Consider the following 18,224-nt stretch of genomic DNA (forward strand, 5'->3'; position numbering starts at 1 on the left):
AACTCAACCGGCCGAACCCAGACGAGCGGCCCATGGGAAGACAAGCTGGGAGATGCTGGTCGGCGCGCCGGTGAGCCGCTTGTTGAGGAACATGTTGTGCGGCAACTCGTACAGCGGGATCCAGACCACATCGCGGACGGCGATCTCCTGCAGCTTGGCGGTCGTCGCGGCGCGCGCGGCCGGGTCGGCCTGGGTGTTGGCCTCATCGACCAGGGCGTCGTAGTCGGGGTTGGAGTAGCCGCCGTAGTTGGCGAAGTTGCCCGTCTTCAGGATCCCGTAGAACTCCAGCGGGTCGGGGGTGGAGTCGTACCAGATCGTCATGACCAGGTCTATCCCCTCGCGGGCCTTCGGGTCGGAGAACAGCGCGGTGTAGGCATCCGGGGCGACCGCCTTCAGCTCGACCTGCAGGCCGATGGCCTGCCCCGCCGACTGCACCGCGTTGGCGATGACGCTGATGTCCGGGGAGAGCGTGCTGGTCGCGATCACGATCTTCTTGCCGGAGGCGCCGGCCTCCTCGATCAGCTTCTTCGCCCCGGCGATGTCCTGGGTGAGGGGCGGAAGCTTGGCGTAGTAGTCCTTGGCCGCCTCCGGGGCGATTCCCCAGGCGCCGATGGCGCCGGGCGCCTTCGCCGGTGTGGCGACTCCGCCCGCGGCGGCCTTGATGATGCCGTCGCGGTCGAGCGCCATGGACAGTGCCTTGCGGACCTTGACGTCACCGAGCGTGCCCTTGAGGTTGGTGGGGATCAGGCTCACGGCCGTCGTGTTGGGGCCGAAGTAGAGCGTGCCGCTGTCGGCGGTGCGGAGCTTGGGGAACCCGGGGGGCGGCAGCAGGTAACCGCCGTCGACCTCGCCGGAGAGCAGCGCGTTGACGCGGGCGGTGGGGTCCGGGATGAACACGTTCTTGAGCGTGTTCACCTTGGGCGCGAGCGACGGGTCCCAATAGTCGTCGAACTTCTTGAGGTTGATCGACTGGCCCTTCTGCCACGAGTCGAGCATGAACGGCCCGGTGCAGTTGGTTCCGACATCCGGGGTGCCGTAGCCCTCCTTCGCCAGGGAGGCGGCGCTCGCGATGGTTCCGGCGGAAGTGCCCATCTCCTCGTTGAAGACCTGGTCGGGCTGCTTCAGATGGACCGTGACCTCCATTGGGCCGGTCTTCTCGATCTTTTCGACGTTCTCGTAGGTCGAGACCCAGTACGAGCCGACCTTGGGATCCAGGTGGCGGCGCATGCTCGCGACGACGTCGTCGGCGGTGAGCGGGGAGCCGTCGTGGAATTTCACGCCGGAGCGGATCGTGTAGACCCAGCGTTCGGGGTCGGGTGAGGTCGCGGCACTGGCCAGGCCGGGCTCCAGCTTCAGGTCAGGAGTGATCCGCATGAGCTGCTCGCACACGTTGGCGAGCACGGTGTTGGGGTGGTAGTCGAAGGCGTACACGTAGTCGAGTGACTGTGGTTCGGCGTAGAGCGACCAGGTCACCGAGTCCACAGGGCCCTTGGCCGGCGCGGTGTCCTTCGTGATCTCGAAAGCGGCGGAGCCGCTGCCGCCCTTGCCGGTTTGCGGAGCGCCGCCGCAGGCTGCGACCGCGAGTGCGAGCAGCGCAGTTGCGGCAGCGAAACGGGAGGTCCGCATCAGACCACCTCTTTCTGAACGGGCCGCAACGATCTGGTATGCGGCGGCGGTGGCAGCGAGTATTCGTGAAGGAACGTTCCTGCACAAGAGATTGGCGGAACGATTCTGCAAAGCTGAGCCGGGTGGCAGGCGACCCGGCCAGATGGCAGGATTTCGCTCATGAACCAGTCAGACCGCAGCGTCCGGGTCCGCCTCGTGGATGTGGCCCGCGCCGCGGGGGTGTCCAAGACGACCGTGTCGGACGCGTTGAACGGAACCGGACGGCTTCCCGCGGCCACCCGTGATCATGTACGGCAGGTGGCGAGAAGTCTCGGCTACCGCCCGAACGCCACGGCACGGCTCCTGCGCAGGGGGCACACCCGGCTGCTCGGCCTCGCGGCACGCGAGTACGTCGAGGCACCGTGGGTCTACGCCGATCTGGCCTACTTCTCGCAGCTCGTCACCGCCACGACCCGGGTGGCTCTGTCCCATGGATATGGCGTCGTCCTGTTGCCCACCTCCGGGCCGGAGGACTGCTGGCTGGACATGCCGCTCGACGGCGTGTTCGTCGTCGACCCGGTCGAGGGAGATCCGATGGTCGGAGACTTCCTCGCGGCGGGTGTCCCCGTGGTCTCCGATCGCCGGGCCCTGGCGGAGATCGCGAGCGGAGCGCGGGAGACCGGCCGATGGGTCGACTTCGACAACGACAGCGCCGTGCGCCAGGTCCTCGATCACCTGGAGGACGCCGGCGCCGAACGGATCGCGGTCGTCGCGGCCGAGACCACCGCCTGCTTCCACCAGCAGTCCGTCGGCGCCTACCAGGACTGGTGCGCCGAGCGGGGCCGTGAACCCCGGCTCGTCTGCCTTCCCGGACCCGGTGTGCAGCACACGCTCAACGCCGTGGGGCAACTGCTCGCCGCCCCGGTGCCGCCGGACGCGATCTTCACGCTGGTCGAGGTCAGCGCGCCGCTCTTGCTGGACATGATCCGCCGGCTCGGCCGCTCCGTCCCCGACGACCTGCTGCTCGTCTGCACCACGGAGGATCCGGCGGCCTCCTACACCGACCCGCCGATCAGCACGCTCAGCTTCCTGCCCGGAGAGACCGCCCAGGCGGCGGTGGAACTGCTGGTCGACCGCCTCGAAGGCCGCGAGGGCGAGCACGGCCGCCTCTTTTCGGCCGACTTCCAGATCCGCGCGTCTTCGGCCTTTCCCGGCCGGCGGCCCGCGCCGCGGATACGGGCCGCCGCCGGTGCGTGTGGGCCGGCGCCGGCGGGAGAACCTCACCGTGCACTGCTACAGGGACAGAGCGCTGGTGAGGCGGATGTCGTCGAGTGAATGCCCGGTCTGGAGCACGTAGTCCCCGGAGACCAGGCGCCATCCGTGCTCGCTCCAGACCTCGGCCGCGCGGCGCGGGATCTCGACGGACACCTCGGCGGTCTCGCCGGGGCCGGCCTCGGCGACGGCGAACCCGACCAGCCAGCGGGCGGGCCGGGACTCGTCGGGCGCCGCGGGGGCCAGATAGACCTGCACCACCTCGCGGCCAGGCCGGTCGCCGGTGTTGCGCACCCAGACCGTGAGCGTCCCGTCGGCGTGCTCGGCGGACTCGTAGTGCCAGGTCGTGTATCCGAGGCCGGCTCCGAACCCGTAAGCGGGAGCCGTACCCGACCGCTCCCAGGCGCGGTAGCCGACGAAGACGCCCTCCTCGTACCGCAGCACACCGTCGACGGGGGTGACGTCGACGACCGGACAGTCCTCGAGCACGCCGGGCCAGGTGGTCGGCAGGCGGCCGCCCGGCTCCGTACGGCCGAGCACCACGTCGGCCAGCGCGTGGCCGCCCTCCTGGCCGGGGAACCAGGTGAGCAGGACGGCCGCGACCTCTTCCCGCCACGGCATCTCCACAGGCGAGCCGGCGTTGACCACGACGACCGTCCGCGGATTGGCGGCGGCCACCCGGGACACCAGTTCGTCCTGGCGGCCGGGCAGCTTCAGCGACGTGCGGTCGAAGCCCTCGCTCTCCACCTCCTTGGTCGTGGCCACGACGACCACGGCGACGTCCGCCGCCGAGGCGACCCGTACGGCCTCCTCGATCAGCTCGTCCGGGCCGAGTGACGGCTCCCGGTGGCCGAGCGTGGCGCCGACGAAGGGGAACGACAGCAGGCTGGACCGAGGCACCGGGTGCTCGAGGCGGACGTCGACCGGCTCCCCGGTGCGCAGCTCCACGTCGACGACGGTGTGCGGCGGCGCCATGAGCAACGCGATCGGGTCGTCGCCTTCCGGGGCCATCGTCGCGTCGAAGCGGGTCTGCCCGCCGCCGAGGCGCGCTCCCGCGTTCCCGGCAGGACCGGTCCACGAGGACCGACGGTTTCCTGGGCGAACGGCAGAGGGAGAGCGCCTTCGGCGGACTCCACGCGTCAGCGACTGGTGCTCGGTGTGGTGCCCTTGCCGAATCCCGGCGTGCGCCGTTTCGCGGCGGCCATGCTTGTCTGCATGTTCGCGAGCCCGAGCAGCAGGATGATCGCGCCGACCACCACGTTGCTGATGATGACTCGAGTGGCGTTGTTCGGGCCGCTGATCACCCACGGCGCGATGATCGTCCACACGCCGATGATGGGTGCGACCCAGGCGAGGCCGTACGTCCTGCCGAAGGCGGAGCTGTAGCCCAGCGCCAGGAGGGCGACCAGGAGCCCGGTGATCAGGTTGTTGACCGTGATGCCGCTGAGGCCCTGGAATCCGACGATCCACGGCGACACCGCCAGGTATGTGCCGGCGAGCAGGGCGAGTCCGTCCGTCAGCTGGGCGGTGGGATTAGCGGCGGCTGCCTCGTATCGGGCACGCATCTCCACGATGTCCGGATGCTGTCTGATGTCCGTGTGGTGCGTCATGGTGCACCTCCTGCATGGTCTAATGCGCCTTATGTCCGCCATTACCCCTCAACGCCGGTTTGTAACGGTATGTCGGTGAAGCGGCTGAAATCGAGGCGCGGGGGACGGTGAGGTCCGCACGGTCGACGAACCCCGGCGGATCGGTTACGCGCCGTCAGCGCGATCGTCCGCGGGCGGTGGGTCGCCGACCGGCTTCGACGCACGCCAGATGTGGTCGAACTGGTCGATCCAGTAGTGATACCAGTGGGCGTCGGTCTGGCGGCTCAACTCCAGGTGCATCCTGCTCGGCGTCGCCGTGTTGCCCACCCCGTGCGTCTCCACGATCACGGTGCCGCCGGCCCGCCCGGGGTCGAACGCGACCAGACTGAAGCCGGGGTTGTAGCCGAACACCCTGAACTCCCGTTTCCCCGGCACCTGCCAGGACGCCATCGCGTCCATCCGCAACAGGGTGGTGGCGATGCTGTCGGGCAGGCTCTGCAGCGGGAACTCCAGTCCGCCGTCCAGCTGCCGGGTGGCGATCTCGACGGACGCGCCCGCGCCGGGATCGAGGATCACCACCTTGACCACCCCGTCGTGCCGGTTGAGCACGGTCGTGCGGATCGCCGCGCAGTGGTCCTCCGACAGGAGGTTGACGCCCGAAGGGGCGAACATCCACACTTCGCGGCTGGTGTCCAGCCGATCCTTCAGCGGGATCCGCTGGAGGGTGTTCCGGTCGCCGAGGACGCGCTCGGCCGGTGTGCCGCCGCCGTGGGGCACCGTGATCCGGTGGACCAGCACCCCGATGCCCGCCAGCAGCACCGCCCATTTGTACTGGTCGCTCACCTGGTCGCCGATCAGCGTCAGGACGGCGAACACGACCGACAGCAGCGCGATGACGTAGGCGTCGATGTTCCTGCGCTCGCGTACGTCCCGAAGGACGCGCCGGGCCGATCGGAGCATGACATCCCCCCACCCGATGGTGGCATCGTCCGCCTGGTCAGTCCAGCGGCCGCCTCGGTGCCTCGGCCGGCGGAGGTGGGACGCGGCCCGTCAGGCGTTGCGTTCGCGCCAGAGGGAGCGGTGGCGGTCGGCGGCCCCGGCCGCCAGCGCGGTGGCCGCCGCGGGCACGGGCTCGCCGGCCCATTCGTCGAGCCGGCGGGCCATGCCCCCGACGAACGTCTCACCGGGTGCGGTCAGGGCGCCGCTGTCGAGCAGGGTGGTGGTGACCAGGCGGGCGGCGGAGCGCCAGCGGGCGAATTCCGCGCTGGCGCGGACCGCCGCCTCGCCGTGCTCGTGGTGGCGCTGGCGTTGCCAGAAGTCGGTGACGCCGACATAGGCGTAGGCGCCCTGCAGGAGACCCGCCGCGGGCCGGGGATCGTCGCGCCAGGGCGCGTAGTAGCGCGAGCCGTCGTCGGGCTTGGTCAGCGGGACGATGTCGAGCAGCGCCGACAGCTTGGCGTGCTGGGTCTCGTGCGCCAGCGTGACCGCCAGGGCGTGGCCGTCGGGCGGAGTCGACATGGCGACGCAGCCGAACGTCTCGCGGGAGGTGGCGCTGGACATGCCGCCGGGCGGCGGCGCCAGCGGGGTGAGGACGCTGATCGCCACCGCCACCTGCTCGGCGACGGGGGTGTGGTGGCGGACCAGCAGCGCCCATCCCTCCTCCAGGAGCTCCTGCCAGTGGCCGGCCTCCTGCGGGGTGAGGGGGCCGCGCAGCGCGTCGGAGCCGGGCATGCGGTGGGGGTCGAGGTCGTCGACGAGCACCTCGAGGCGCCGGCTGTCGGTCTCGGCCGACAGCGAGCGCAGCCCTCGCCAGCCGGGCGCGTCACCGCCGATCCGCATGAAGCCGCGACCGGTGGTCACCTCGCTGCCGCCGGGGAAGCAGTGGACGGTCGCGACGGTGGCGTCGTGGTCGAGGGTGAGCTGCCCGAGGGAGGGCAGGTGGATCGCGCCGTCGATCACCGCCACGTCGACCTCGCAGGTCACCCCGGCGCGGATCGCCGCCGCCGCCGCGAGTGCGGCCATCTGTTCGGGCATGTCGAGCGTCACGATCGTGTGGCGCGCCCAGGCGCCCACCGAGGGGTGGCGCAGCACGGCGTCGACCGCCTCCGGGTGCGAGGACTGGATGCTGGCCAGCAGGTCGTAGGCCCGGCGGGCCTGGGGCCAGGCGGGATGCCGCGCGCCGCGCGCCGCCTCGAGGACGCCGCGCAGGAGCAGCAGGTGCTTGCTGTACTGCGCGGCGATCAGCCGCTCGACCGTCTCCACCCCACCGGCGCCCGCGGCCAGCTCGTCGAACGCCTCGGCCGGGATGCGATGCTCTGCCAGGTTCATGGTGCGTCCTTCACTACTGCGGTGATGTCACGCTGGATGATGCTCCCGATGTGGCTGATGAGCCGCAGCAGATCGGAGCAGTAGACCGAGGGGTTGTGGAAGCCGTTGCCGGGCCGGTAGCGATGCGCGTAGTGGCCGCCGCCGCAGACCATGCCCACGGGGCAGACCGCGCAGGTGGGGGCGAGGGCGAGCTCGCCGATCTGGCGGGCGGCGACGGACGGCAGGCGCAGGACGTCGTCGAAGCTGTCGCGGGACACGTGCAGGCCGGTGCTGGGAGCGCCCGCGTAGGCGGACTTGAGGATGTCGGACTGCTCGATCTCGCCGTCGGTCTCGACGACCACCATGGCGGCCGGCGACAGGCCGATCTGCTCGCTGGCCGACGCCCCGCCGAGCAGCAGCCGGATGATCTCGTCGAACAGCCGCACGCCGGTGGGGCGGGTGGGCATGGAGTACCAGTGGTCGAAGACGGTGATGAGCCAGTCGGCGTAGGGGGTGGCCGCGTCTCCGGGGACACGGCGCGGCGGCGGCTGCGCCCATGTGCCGTGGGGGAGCAGGAAGTCGATCGCCGGAGGGCCGAAGGCGAGCAGTGCCTCGTAGGTCTCCAGGGGGTCGTTGCGCAGGTCGACCGTGCAGAGCAGGCCGCGGAACAGGTGGTGGAAACCGGGCCCGGTCAGCAGGCGCAGGCCGGCCGCGACCTTGTGGTGACTGCCCCGGCCGTCGGCGGTGCGGCGGGTGCGGTCGTGCGCCTCCTGACCGCCGTCGAGGCTCACCCCCACGCCGATGCCGAGCCGGTCGAACAGGCGCAGATAGGGCTCGTCGAGCAGGGTCGCGTTGGTCTGCAGGGTCACCATGACCTGGGCGTCGACCGCGGATCGGGCCGTCGTGACCAGCTCGTCGATCTGCCGCGGCCCGGCGAGGAGCGGCTCACCGCCGTGCAGGATCACCTCCACGGAGGTGAGGCCGTGGGCGCGCACGTGCTCGGCGATCCGGGCGATCGTGGCCGCGGCCACGTCGGACGACATGCGCTTGGGGCGTGACCGCCAGCTCTGGTCGGCCATCTCGTACATGTAGCAATAGCTGCACGCGAGATCGCACCGACTGTGGATTTTCAGGATGAACTGCCTGAACGGGGTCGGCCGCCAACCACCGGCGAGCAGTGCCGCCACGTCGAGAGTCAGCGGCCACTCAGACAAAGCGGACCAGCCTCCACGTCGAGACTCATGGGCGCCAAGCATAACCTCACGCCGACTCCCGGAGCATTTTCTGCGCCTGCTGGAGCAGGTGTGGCGGGAGCAGGGCGAGCACCCCGGTGATGACCGTGGCGGCGGCCCGGGGAGTGCCCGACTTCAGCAGCGCCTCGGCCAGCGCGACCTGGGCGGACATGTCGTTGGGAGCCCAGTTGAGCGCGGCGCTGATGCGTTCGATGGCCCTGGCGGGATCGCCCTGCGCGAGCCAGAGCAGGCCGTCGGTGGTGAGCGCGCGGGCCACCCCGTCGAAGCGCTGGCGCTCGGCGAAGATCTCCGCCGCCTCCTCGCAGTATCGTCGCGCGACCTCGATCTCGCCGTTCGCCGCGGCCACGCCGGCGAAGACCTCGGCCGCCTCGGCCCGCACCCACGTCTCGCCCGCGTCGGCGGCCCGTACGGCGGCGTCGGCCAGGCGGCGGGCGCTGTCCCAGTTGCGTTTGGCCAGCGAGATGCGGGCCGCCCGCAGGTAGGACTCGGGGGAGTCGGACCGCGCGATCGGCGCGATGAGCCGGTCGTGGGCGAGTTCGTACCACCGGATGCCCCGCCGGTGCTCGGCGCGCAGCAGGTGGCGGTCCTCCAGCGCCCGAGCCACCGTGTTGGGCATGCCCTGGGTCTGCTCGAGCCCCTCGTAGACGGCGTTCCTGGTGCCGTGCTCGGTGATGAAGGTGTTGCGCAGCCAGAAGCGGATCTCGCCGGCCGGCCGCTGATGCTCCTCGGCGACGTGGGCGACCGTGCGCTTGTAGAACTCGAAGAGGAACTCCTCCACGTTGGCGTACATCCGGGCGTGGTCTTCGGTGATCTCGTGCACCTCGGGCGGCAGCGACTCCCACAGCGCGGAGCAGACGACCTGGAGCTGGACGGGCTCGACCGTGTCCAGCTCGATGGTCGACGTCCTGCCGGACTCGTCGACGATGACGGCGGTGCGCAGGTCTTCGACGAGGAGCTCGGCGGCGGCGGGTGTGATGGTCCTGCCGCTGTGCCGCAGTGGCCCGCGTACGGCCTCCAGGGCGCCGGCCGCGCTGAGGGGCCGCAGGTGGAAACGGGTCCGCGAGCCCTGCCCGATCGGGCGCTCGTAGGGCAGCACGAGGAACAGGTACTCCTCGCGCAGCGACAGCAGCACGTGCAGGCCGGTGTGCCGTTGCACGGCGTGCGCCACCTGGTCGAGGAAGGCCGCCCGCTCGCCTTCGAGGACGGGAGTGCCGTGGAACATCTCCTCGGCCTGGTCGACGGCCGCGAGGATCGGCATGGGGTCGCCGTAGCGATCGGTGCGTTCGGGCCTCGCGTCGAGGAAGTCGGAGATCGTCAGCCCCGTCAGGCTCAGCGGATCGCGCTCGGGCGCCCACGACGACAGCAGGGCCGTCACGTACGGATTGCCCGCGGTCTGGGGGCCGTTCAGGCGGGGGGCGACCCTGGCCACGGGCAGGACGTCGGCCCGCTCGGGATCCAGGCGCGGCAGCACCCCGGCGTGCAGCAGCGAGGTCTTGCCCACGCCCGAGGCGCCGTAGAGCACGGTCAGGCCGGCGGCCTGCCAGAGGGTGGCGACCTCTCGCGCCTCGCGGTCGCGGCCGAAGAACAGGGTGTTCTCATCACGGCGATAAGGGCGAAGCCCCACGTACGGCCGGACGTGCGGGCCGGGCTCTGTCATCTGGCGGTCCTCATATTCTGCGACGCAGTTCGCCGAAGAATTCCTGTGTGCTACCAATGAATATCGAGATGCTCCAGCCGTCGAGATAGCGTTCCAGATACTCCTGGGCGCGGGTGTCGGCGTCGGCCATGGACGTGTTGAGATCGGGCATGAGCTGCACGCTCACGTGACGCCGCCTCCTGTTGATGGGCATGGACCTGATCAGGCCGTGGAAGAGCACCCGGAAGTTCCAGTCCTGGAGGCTGTAGCCGACGAAGAGCAGCGGGCGGGCGGTCATGGCGGCGAGCACGGTGGCGGGCAGCGACAGCCCGGCCCCCGAGGCGCGGGCCTCCACGAGGTTGACCAGGTAGGTCAGGTAGTCGTCCTCGGTCAGCACCAGGGAGGCCGGATCGTCCCAGTGGCCGTGCAGGTGGTAGATCAGCGGCTGCAGGTCGCTCGGCTCGTCGATCGCGAACTCGTCCGCCGTGGCGTCCCACCAGGTCGAGGTGCGGCTGGTCGGCTCCTTGTGGCAGGTCCGGGCGTGGCGCAGCGCGCGCATCATGAGGTCGTCGTAGTTGGTGGTGAGGAACGTCTGGATCGGGAACTCGGCGAGCACCTCGTGCGGGTCGATCACCGGGCCGGAGGAGGAGGAGGGCACGTACTCCTTGAGAAAGGTGCAGACCTCGTGCTTCAACTCCACGGAGTCCTGGCTCACCGACGCGGCGTACTGCATGACGCGGGCGAGATTATCCGGATCGGCGAACGGATATGTGTAACGCTCGGCGAAATATAAACTCAACTCGCTGCCGACGGGAAGTCGTCCGAAACCCGCCCCCGCTCCGAGAAGGGGCGTGCAATCGCCCCGATGGAGCTGTTTGACGAGTCGGTCCCAGTCCGCATCCCTCACGCGTCATCCCGGCCATTGCACCTGATGTGTCCAGCGGGAATCCACTTCCCGTCGCAATAGTTTCGCCAGTCAAGGTCAGAACTTGTCAAGGTGTATTCAAAGCGCGGACTGAAAGCCCGCCACGGGTCCGGAGCCGGCGTCCTCGACCAGGCGGCGGAGCGCCAGTGCGAGGCTCGGCTGGTCGAGCGCGTCGAGGTCGCTCAGGCTGAGCCCGCTCACGTCGATGAGGCCACCACCGTATTCTTCTGCGCTTTTCTCGCCCATAGCTCTCCTTGAGCTGTAAAGATGACCATGCGGATCTCATCTTCGCACGGCCGGTGGTGGCATGGCGATAGTGGTTGCCCCAACAGGCTTCACCGAAGATGACGTGAAGTCTAAGCTGATCTAAAAGACTCGGTTGAGCTGGGGCAGTATCGTGTCGATTTCGCACTATTCGCCGGACTCTGGACATGTTCCTACCATCTGGGGACGGGTGCCGCAGAAGAACAAGAACTTCACCGGCCGGGACGACCTGCTGGATAAGCTGCGATCAGGTCTCATCGACGTCACCGCGGTGGTGCCGCACGCCCTCCACGGGCTGGGCGGTGTCGGGAAGACGCAACTGGCGATCGAGTACGCCTACCGCTTCCGCCGCGACTACGACCTCGTCTGGTGGATCCCCGCCGACCAGCCGATGCTGGTGAAGTCCTCCCTCGCCGGGCTCGCCCGGGAGCTGCGCCTGCCGATCAGCGCCTCGGCGGGCGTCGAGGACGCCGCCGAGGCCGTGCTCGACGCGCTGCGCCGCGGTGAGCCGTACGCCAAGTGGCTTCTCATCTTCGACAACGCCGACGAGATCGACGAGATCAACTCCATCGTGCCCCGGGGGCCGGGCCACGTGCTGATCACCTCGCGCAACCACAGCTGGCAGGGTGTGGTCGAGACCGTCGCGGTCAACGTCTTCCCGCGCGCGGAGAGCGTCGAGTTCCTGATGAAACGGGTGCCGCGCGGGATCAGCGACGACGAGGCCGACCAGCTGGCCGAGGCGCTGGGCGACCTGCCGCTGGCGCTGGAGCAGGCGGGCGCGCTGCAGGTCGAGGCGGGCATGTCGGTCGGCGAATACCTCAGGCTGCTGGAGGAGCAGACGACCCGGCTGCTCGGCGCCAACAAGCCGGCCGACTATCCGCTGTCGATGTCGGCGGCCTGGGCGCTGTCGGTGTCACAGCTCACCACGAAGATGCCCGTGGCGGTCGAGCTGCTGCGCTGCTGCGCGTTCTTCGGGCCCGAGCCGATCCCCCGCGACCTGTTCGACCGGCTGCCCCCGGAGTTCGCCGGCCGGTCGAGGCTGGCCGACACGCTGGCCGACCCCATCCAGACCAGCCGCGTCCTGCGCGAACTCGGCCGCTACGCCCTGGTCCGCATGGACTCCGAGAACCGGACGATCCAGGTGCACCGGCTGGTGCAGGCGCTGCTCCGCGACGATCTGCCGCCCTCGGAGCGCACCGCGATGCGGCGCGAGGCGCACCTGCTGCTGGCGTCCGCGGCGGCGCCGTACGAGCCGGACGACACCGCCGCCTGGCCCCGCTACGGCGGCCTGCTCGGGCACGTCACGCCGTCGCTGGTGGAGCGCAGCCGCGACCCGCGCATCCGCGACTTCGCTCTCAACATCGTGCGCTACCTCTACTCCTCGGGTGACTTCAAGTCGGGGCGGGTGCTGGTCGAGCGGTTCATCGCGCAGTGGCGCGCCGACAGCGGCGACACCGACCAGAGCGTCCTGTCGGCGCAACGCCATCAGGCGATCATCATCCGCGAGCTGGGCAACATCCAGGAGTCGTTCGAGCTCAACCAGCGGACCATGACGCGGATGCGCGAGATCCTGGGCGAGGACCACGAGGAGACGCTGCTGCTGATCAACAGCCACGGAGCCGACCTGCGCTTCCGCGGCGACTTCGCGGCGGCCCTGGAACACGACATCGACTCGCTGCGCCGGCACGAGACCGTCTTCGGCTCCGAGCACCGGCGCACCCTGCGCGCGATGAACAACCTGGCCCTCGACTACCTGCTGCTCGGCGAGTACGCGACGGCGCGCGACCTGCAGTCGCGGGCCTTCGCCCTGCAACGGCGGGCGGGATCGGGAGCGAGCATCCAGAACATGCTGTCGTCGTGGAACGGCCTGGCCAGAGTGGTCAGGCTCAACGGCGAATACCAGGAGGCCTGCGACATCGGGGAGGACGCCTACGAGTTCGGCGTGGAGCAACTCGGCGCCGAGCATCCGTGGACCCTGCGCACCGCCAAGGACCTGTCCATCGCCAAGCGGCGGGCCGGCCAGGTCGACGAGGCCCTGGAGCTCGCCCAGCGCACCTTCGAGCTGCAGGTGCGCGGCACCGGCCTCGACCACCCCGACACCCTCGCCGCGGGGTTGTGCCTGGCCAACGCGCAGCGGGCCTCCGGCGACCTCGGTGAGGCGCTCAGCCTGCTGACGGACATGACGCCGCGCTACCCGTTGATGTACGGCGACGAGCATCCGTTCAAGTTCGGCTGCGACACCAACCTCGCGCTGCTCCTGCGGATCAACGGGCGCGCCGAGGAGGCGGTGAACCTCGACCGGAGGGCGCTGGCCGGCCTCGACAGGAGGCTGACCCGCGAGCACCACTTCTCGCTCACCTGCGCCATCAACCTGGCCAGTGACCTGGCGGCCGTCGGCGAGCACGAACAGGCGCGCAGGCTGGGGGAGAGCACCCTCGACCGGCTGCGCGCGCTGCTCGGCGCCGACCATCCCCTGACGCTCGCGGGAGCCGCCAACCTGATCGTCGACCTGCTGCTGCTCGGCGCGCGGCGTGAGGCGGAGGACCTGAAGGCCGACACGCTGAGCCGCTACGCGCGCGTGCTCGGCACCGAGCATCCGGACGTCGTGGTGGCGCAGGAGAGCCGGAGACTCGACTTCGACTTCGACCCGCCCGCGCTCTGACGGAAGCGCCGCACGGAGCCCCGGGCTCGGCCCGTACGCGGTGCCGTGGGCGGCGGCACCTCACTCCGCCCACGGCACCGGACGCGCCCGCCCAGGCTCGGTCAGGCGAGGGCTCGCTGGAGGGCGTCGATGCGCCGGGCCCAGATGCGCCTGGACAGTGCCGCCTCGGCGGCGAACGTCTCGGAGGCGTGGTAGCTGCCCGGGTTGACGTGCAGCTCGGTCGGGACGCCCGCCTGCATGAGCCGCTGCGCGAACGCGATGTCCTCGTCGCGGAACAGGTCGACGGTGCCGACGTCGATGAAGGCCGGCGGGAGGCCCGACAGGTCCTCGGCGCGCGCCGGGGCCGCGTACTGGTCGGCGTCCTTGCCGCCGAGATACCAGGCCCAGGCTTCGATGTTGCCGGCGCGGTCCCAGATGCCGATGTCGGTGATCTCGTGGCTCGACGGGGTCTCGTTCCGGTCGTCGACCATCGGGTAGATCGGCATCATGAACGTGAGCGCGGGCCCGCCGCGGTCGCGCGCCAGGAGCGCGGTGCCGATGGTCAGCCCGCCGCCGGCGCTGGCGCCGTAGATCGCCAGCCGGCCCGGGTCGACGCCCAGGTCGGCGGCGTTCTTCGCGGTCCACACCAGCCCGGCGTAGCAGTCCTCGACCTGGGCCGGATGCGGGTGCTCGGGGGCCAGGCGATACTCGACGGAGACCACGACGGCGCCGACCTGGTCGCAGATCATCGTGGCGTTGGCGTCCTCCCCGGCGATGTCGCCGAGGATCATGCCGCCGCCGTGGATGTAGTAGACGCCGGGCAGCGTGCCGGACGCGCCGACCGGGCGGTAGATCCGCACGGTGATGTCGGGCTCCCCGTCAGGGCCGGGGACGGTGCGGTCCTCCTTGGCGACGTTGGGGTTCTCGGGCACCTCGATGGCGGCCATCATGCCTTGGACGGCGGCTCGGCGCTGGACGATGTCGGGGATGGCGTTGAAGCCGCCGGGCAGCATGCCGAGCAGTGCGTCCAGGGGGACACGGCTTTCGGGATCGATCAGTTCACGACGGGACATTTGGTCCTCCATGGGGGCACGAATCCGGTGATCGTGGGGGGATGTGAACAGGTCTCCGGTGGGCGCTTCCAGCGTCACGGCGTGGCCACCCACTTCAAGGGGGTGCGCGCGTGCGCGAATCTCGGTGGGTCAGGTGGAGAGGGCGAAGCCCTTGTAGCCCTGGGCGGCGACCTCGTCACACGTCTTGCGGTACTCCCCGACGCCGCCGGCGTAGGGCATGAAGACCTGCGGCTTGCCCGGCACGTTGGCCCCCATGTACCAGGAGTTCGCCTTGGGATAGAGGGTGGCGCCGGCGATGAGGTTGACGTGGTCCACCCAGGCGTCCTGGGCTTCCTCGGTGGGCTCGATCGTCCTGAGGCCCTGCCGGTCGAGGTGCTCGATCGCGTCGATCACCCAGTCGACGTGCTGCTCGATCGAGACGACCATGTTCGAGAGCACCGAGGGGCTGCCCGGACCGGTGATCATGAACAGGTTCGGGTAGCCGGCGGAGCCGATCCCGAGGTACGTGCGGGGCCCGGCGCTCCACGCCTCCTTGAGTGAGGCGCCGCCCCGGCCGCGGATGTCGACGTTCGTCAGCGCCCCGGTCATGGCGTCGAACCCCGTCGCGTAGACGATCGCGTCGAACGCGTACTCCTCGTCGGAGGTGCGGACGCCCTTGTCGGTGATCTCCACGAGCGGGGTGCGCCGCAGGTTGACCAGCCGCACGTTCGGGCGGTTGAACGTCTCGTAGTAGTCGGTGTCCAGGCACGGGCGCTTGGTCCCGACCGGGTACTCGGGGCAGAGGTCGGCGGCGGTCCGCGGGTCCCCGACGATCTGGTGGATCTTGCGGTGGATGAAGCGCTTCGCCGTGTCGTTGGCCTCCTGGTCGATGCTGAGGTCGTTGTACGCGGTCAGGAGGTTGACCAGGCTGCCGCTCTCCCAGGCCCGCTCGAAGGTGGCGTCGCGCTCCTCCTCGGAGACCTCGAGCGCGGACTTCTCCGGGATCGGTGTGGGGACGCCGAACCCGGAGTCTCGCTGGGCCTGGCGGAAGGTCCGGTAGTTCGCCTTCATGTCGGCGATCTCGTCCGGGCGCAGCCTGCGGTTGCGAGCCGGGAGGCTGTAGGCGGGGGTGCGCTGGAAGACGGTGAGGGCGGCCGCCTGCTCGGCGATGACGGGGATCGACTGCACACCGGAGGAGCCGGTGCCGATGATCCCGACCCGCATGCCGGTGAAGTCGACGTCCTCGTGCGGCCAGTGCGCGGTGTGGTAGGTGGGGCCCTCGAACCGGTCGAGGCCGGGGATCTCCGGCAGCTTCGAGGACGACAGGCAGCCGGTGGCCATGACGAGGAAGCGGGCGGTGACCTCGTCCCCGTGCCCGGTGCGCACCAGCCAGGTCCTGTCCTGCTCGTCGTAGGAGGCCGCGGTGACGCGCGTTTCGAAGAAGATGTCCCGGCGCAGGTCGAACCGGTCGGCGACGTGCCGCGCGTAGGTCAGGATCTCCGGCTGGGTCGGGTAGCGCTCCTGCCACTCGTAGTCCTGCTCCAGCTCCTCGGAGAACGAGTAGGAGTAGGCCAGGCTCTCCACGTCCACGCGGGCTCCCGGGTAGCGGTTCCAGTACCAGGTGCCGCCGACGTCGGTGCCCGCCTCGAACACGATCGCGGACAGGTTCATCTCGCGGAGTCTGTGCAGCAGGTACATCCCGGAGAAGCCCGCGCCGACGACGGCGACATCGACGGAGGAGGGCACGGGTCGCGGGTCGGACTGCGGGGCGTGGCTGGGTGCGGACATTCGTCCTCCTGGGGGCGGTGGAGTCATGCGTCGGTGGTGCCGCGAGGGCGCGGCGGCCTCACGGCGCCACCCGGCCGCGAGGGTGCGGGGCATCGCTCCGCGGCCGGCGGAGCGCATGCTCGTATGACCGCGGGGGAGGGGGCCGCTGTTTCGGTGAGCCGTGGTCGGGAGATCTGGCCCCTGTCGCGCGGCACGTCGTGCCGGGGGTGGGGCGGGGCGCCCTGCGCTGCGGTGATCAGGGCGGACATCACGCACATGTCATTTGGAGTGCCATGAATGTAAAATGCATTCTGCATTACGTCAACAGTCCGGAACTCACGATGTGAACGACCCTCGGCAACCCGGCGGGGCGGACCACGCCGGTCAAGGACTCATAGGATGGCCGCGTCAGATTCCTCTGAGCGAGAGCGTCGCCATGTCCTATGCGGTACCGCTGACGCGTAAAGAAGCGGTCTTGCGGCAGCTGCGCGAGGAGATCATCAGCGGTCTGCTGAAACCCGGCGCGTTGATCAAGGACGCGGAGATCGCGGCCCGGCTCGGCGTGAGCATCACCCCGGTGCGCGAAGCGATCACCCAGCTCGCCGCCGAAGGACTGATCGACATCTCACCCAACCGGACTCGCCAGGTCACCCAGGTGACCCAGAAGAGCGCGCTCGAGCTGATCGACGTGATGATGGTGCTGGCCTGCGCCGGTTTCGAGTGGGGCGTGGACAACATCACCGACGAGCACCTGGCCGCCCTGCGCGTCAAGCTCGACGAGTTCGCCGAGGGGCTACGGCAGGGCAACGCGACGGTCGCCGCCGCCGCCGGGGCCGACTTCAGCACGGTGGTCATCCTGGCGAGCGGCAACCGCGAGCTCCAGACCCATGTCGACCTGGTGGTCACGCGCACCCTGCGGGTGCTGGCCCTCACCGCCGAGAGCGACGTGTGGAACGTGTGGCTGGAGGGCTACCAGCAGACCCTCGAACTCCTCGAACGCGGCGACCGCTCCGGGGCCGTCGAGCGCTACCGGCAGATCTACCGCGACTACCGGCGACGGGTGGAGGCCCTGCTGTTCGACGGGGATCGCTGACGTCCCCGGCCGGCCGGATCATCGACCGGCGGTCGTACGCGGCGGTCGTACGCGGCGGTGTTCAGGCGGGGGTGTTCGCGGCGGGATCGGTCGCGGCGGGCTGCCGGGCGGGGGCCGGGTAGTAGGCCGCCCAGTGGTCGTCGTTCATCCGCAGCACCCGCACGCCCAGCGCGCCGAGGGCGACGGCGGGCAGCGCCCACAGCGGGACCGTCAGCGGGCCGTACGGGACGAGCTGCGCGCCCAGCCCGCCGAGCGCGACGGTGAGCGGGATCCACCAGTGCGCCGCGCCGGCCCGCCACACGGCGACCAGCAGCAGCGGCAGGCCGAGCAGCGCGAAGAAGATCCACGGCAGCGTGAAGCCGAAGACCACACCGGGCAGGTCGAGGACCTCGCCGGCCAGCCGCTGGGCCTCCTCGGCCGGGTAGCGCTGCCCGAACCACCACTCCACCGGGTCGGTGAGCAGCAGGGCGGACAGGTTGATGTAGCCGACGATGGCCATCGCGCCGGCGATGTGGCCGAGCACGACCGCCCTGCGGCGCACCAGGTGCAGCAGGCCGAACGCGGCGATCGCGGTGAGCACCCAGCTCCAGTGGTAGAGCACCGACTGCAGCTGGGCGAGCGCCGGGTTGTCGCCGAAGCTGACCGCCTCACGGTCGTCGCCCCAGGTGCCCGGGTCGACGATGACCGCGATCAGCTGAAGGGCCGGCGCCGTGATCAGCAGCGCGCCGGTCGCGACGCGTCTGAAGCGGACCGAGTTGGCGAGCATGGGGAGCCTCCTGGGCGGGGGTGCGGGAAACCGTCCGCCGGAGGCTAGACGCCG

General features: G+C 70.2%; 15 protein-coding genes. 3 read left to right on the forward strand and 12 right to left on the reverse strand.

Features of this window, described 5'->3' with window-relative positions; all coding sequences use genetic code 11:
• Positions 1-3: 3 nt before the first annotated feature.
• Positions 4-1,626, reverse strand: coding sequence for an ABC transporter substrate-binding protein (locus AB0C16_RS13495; RefSeq protein ID WP_357682213.1), 1,623 nt, complete (start codon positions 1,624-1,626; stop codon positions 4-6).
• Between the two features lie 159 nt (positions 1,627-1,785).
• On the opposite strand from AB0C16_RS13495, the gene AB0C16_RS13500 reads away from it, so the two are divergent.
• Positions 1,786-2,940 carry a LacI family DNA-binding transcriptional regulator gene (locus AB0C16_RS13500; RefSeq protein ID WP_357682215.1) on the forward strand — a complete coding sequence of 385 codons (1,155 nt, stop codon included), beginning with the start codon at positions 1,786-1,788 and terminating at the stop codon, positions 2,938-2,940.
• On the opposite strand, the gene AB0C16_RS13505 is transcribed toward AB0C16_RS13500, so the two are convergent.
• From AB0C16_RS13505 to fxsA, 8 genes are all read right to left on the reverse strand, one after another.
• On the reverse strand, positions 2,899-4,053 hold the full coding sequence (locus AB0C16_RS13505; protein ID WP_357682414.1) for a glycoside hydrolase family 3 C-terminal domain-containing protein: 1,155 nt from the start codon (positions 4,051-4,053) through the stop codon (positions 2,899-2,901). The two genes, AB0C16_RS13500 and AB0C16_RS13505, sit on opposite strands and share 42 nt — an antisense overlap.
• Positions 4,017-4,487, reverse strand: a complete 471-nt coding sequence (locus AB0C16_RS13510) for an SPW repeat protein (RefSeq protein ID WP_357682217.1) — start codon at positions 4,485-4,487, stop codon at positions 4,017-4,019. The genes AB0C16_RS13505 and AB0C16_RS13510 overlap by 37 nt, the downstream gene beginning before the upstream one ends.
• A 144-nt stretch (positions 4,488-4,631) precedes the next feature.
• Positions 4,632-5,426 (reverse strand): hypothetical protein, encoded by a 795-nt coding sequence (locus AB0C16_RS13515; RefSeq protein ID WP_357682219.1) that lies wholly within the window; start codon positions 5,424-5,426, stop codon positions 4,632-4,634.
• 90 nt (positions 5,427-5,516) lie between these two features.
• A complete protein-coding gene (locus AB0C16_RS13520) occupies positions 5,517-6,794 on the reverse strand; it encodes an HEXXH motif domain-containing protein (protein WP_357682221.1) in 1,278 nt (425 codons plus the stop codon).
• Positions 6,791-8,029, reverse strand: a complete 1,239-nt coding sequence (locus tag AB0C16_RS13525; RefSeq protein ID WP_357682223.1) for an FxsB family cyclophane-forming radical SAM/SPASM peptide maturase — start codon at positions 8,027-8,029, stop codon at positions 6,791-6,793. The genes AB0C16_RS13520 and AB0C16_RS13525 overlap by 4 nt, the downstream gene beginning before the upstream one ends.
• Before the next feature lie 4 nt (positions 8,030-8,033).
• A complete protein-coding gene (locus AB0C16_RS13530) occupies positions 8,034-9,683 on the reverse strand; it encodes a tetratricopeptide repeat protein (RefSeq protein ID WP_357682225.1) in 1,650 nt (549 codons plus the stop codon).
• Between the two features lie 10 nt (positions 9,684-9,693).
• Positions 9,694-10,461 (reverse strand): SIR2 family protein, encoded by a 768-nt coding sequence (locus AB0C16_RS13535; RefSeq protein ID WP_357682227.1) that lies wholly within the window; start codon positions 10,459-10,461, stop codon positions 9,694-9,696.
• Between the two features lie 204 nt (positions 10,462-10,665).
• Complete coding sequence (gene fxsA / locus AB0C16_RS13540; RefSeq protein ID WP_357682229.1) at positions 10,666-10,833, reverse strand: FxSxx-COOH cyclophane-containing RiPP peptide; 168 nt, start codon at positions 10,831-10,833, stop codon at positions 10,666-10,668.
• Between the two features lie 208 nt (positions 10,834-11,041).
• On the opposite strand from fxsA, the gene fxsT reads away from it, so the two are divergent.
• On the forward strand, positions 11,042-13,513 hold the full coding sequence (fxsT, locus tag AB0C16_RS13545) for an FxSxx-COOH system tetratricopeptide repeat protein (RefSeq protein WP_357682231.1): 2,472 nt from the start codon (positions 11,042-11,044) through the stop codon (positions 13,511-13,513).
• A gap of 101 nt (positions 13,514-13,614) precedes the next feature.
• Here the strand turns inward: fxsT and AB0C16_RS13550 are convergent, their stop codons facing one another.
• Entirely contained in the window at positions 13,615-14,565 is a 951-nt protein-coding gene (locus AB0C16_RS13550) for an alpha/beta hydrolase (protein WP_357682233.1), read from the reverse strand.
• Between the two features lie 129 nt (positions 14,566-14,694).
• Positions 14,695-16,332, reverse strand: coding sequence for an NAD(P)/FAD-dependent oxidoreductase (locus tag AB0C16_RS13555; RefSeq protein WP_357682234.1), 1,638 nt, complete (start codon positions 16,330-16,332; stop codon positions 14,695-14,697).
• Positions 16,333-16,786: 454 nt separating this feature from the next.
• Here AB0C16_RS13555 and AB0C16_RS13560 point away from each other — a divergent pair, with 454 nt between their 5' ends.
• Positions 16,787-17,404: a GntR family transcriptional regulator gene (locus AB0C16_RS13560; protein ID WP_357682236.1), complete on the forward strand. Its 618-nt coding sequence runs from the start codon at positions 16,787-16,789 to the stop codon at positions 17,402-17,404.
• A 61-nt stretch (positions 17,405-17,465) separates the two neighbouring features.
• Here AB0C16_RS13560 and AB0C16_RS13565 read toward each other — a convergent pair whose 3' ends face one another.
• Complete coding sequence (locus tag AB0C16_RS13565) at positions 17,466-18,170, reverse strand: hypothetical protein (RefSeq protein ID WP_357682238.1); 705 nt, start codon at positions 18,168-18,170, stop codon at positions 17,466-17,468.
• Between the last annotated feature and the right edge of the window lie 54 nt (positions 18,171-18,224).

It is taken from the genome of Nonomuraea sp. NPDC048916 (genome assembly GCF_040649575.1).
Lineage (GTDB): Bacteria > Actinomycetota > Actinomycetes > Streptosporangiales > Streptosporangiaceae > Nonomuraea.

What these genes read in the sequence shown, in the direction of transcription:
- AB0C16_RS13495 (WP_357682213.1), bottom strand. Translation starts at nt 1,626, where the DNA reads ATGCGGACCTCCCGTTTCGCTGCCGCAACTGCGCTGCTCGCACTCGCG.
- AB0C16_RS13500 (WP_357682215.1), top strand. Translation starts at nt 1,786, where the DNA reads ATGAACCAGTCAGACCGCAGCGTCCGGGTCCGCCTCGTGGATGTGGCC.
- AB0C16_RS13510 (WP_357682217.1), bottom strand. Translation starts at nt 4,487, where the DNA reads ATGACGCACCACACGGACATCAGACAGCATCCGGACATCGTGGAGATG.
- AB0C16_RS13515 (WP_357682219.1), bottom strand. Translation starts at nt 5,426, where the DNA reads ATGCTCCGATCGGCCCGGCGCGTCCTTCGGGACGTACGCGAGCGCAGG.
- AB0C16_RS13520 (WP_357682221.1), bottom strand. Translation starts at nt 6,794, where the DNA reads ATGAACCTGGCAGAGCATCGCATCCCGGCCGAGGCGTTCGACGAGCTG.
- AB0C16_RS13525 (WP_357682223.1), bottom strand. Translation starts at nt 8,029, where the DNA reads ATGCTTGGCGCCCATGAGTCTCGACGTGGAGGCTGGTCCGCTTTGTCT.
- AB0C16_RS13530 (WP_357682225.1), bottom strand. Translation starts at nt 9,683, where the DNA reads ATGACAGAGCCCGGCCCGCACGTCCGGCCGTACGTGGGGCTTCGCCCT.
- fxsA (WP_357682229.1), bottom strand. Translation starts at nt 10,833, where the DNA reads ATGGGCGAGAAAAGCGCAGAAGAATACGGTGGTGGCCTCATCGACGTG.
- AB0C16_RS13550 (WP_357682233.1), bottom strand. Translation starts at nt 14,565, where the DNA reads ATGTCCCGTCGTGAACTGATCGATCCCGAAAGCCGTGTCCCCCTGGAC.
- AB0C16_RS13555 (WP_357682234.1), bottom strand. Translation starts at nt 16,332, where the DNA reads ATGTCCGCACCCAGCCACGCCCCGCAGTCCGACCCGCGACCCGTGCCC.
- AB0C16_RS13565 (WP_357682238.1), bottom strand. Translation starts at nt 18,170, where the DNA reads ATGCTCGCCAACTCGGTCCGCTTCAGACGCGTCGCGACCGGCGCGCTG.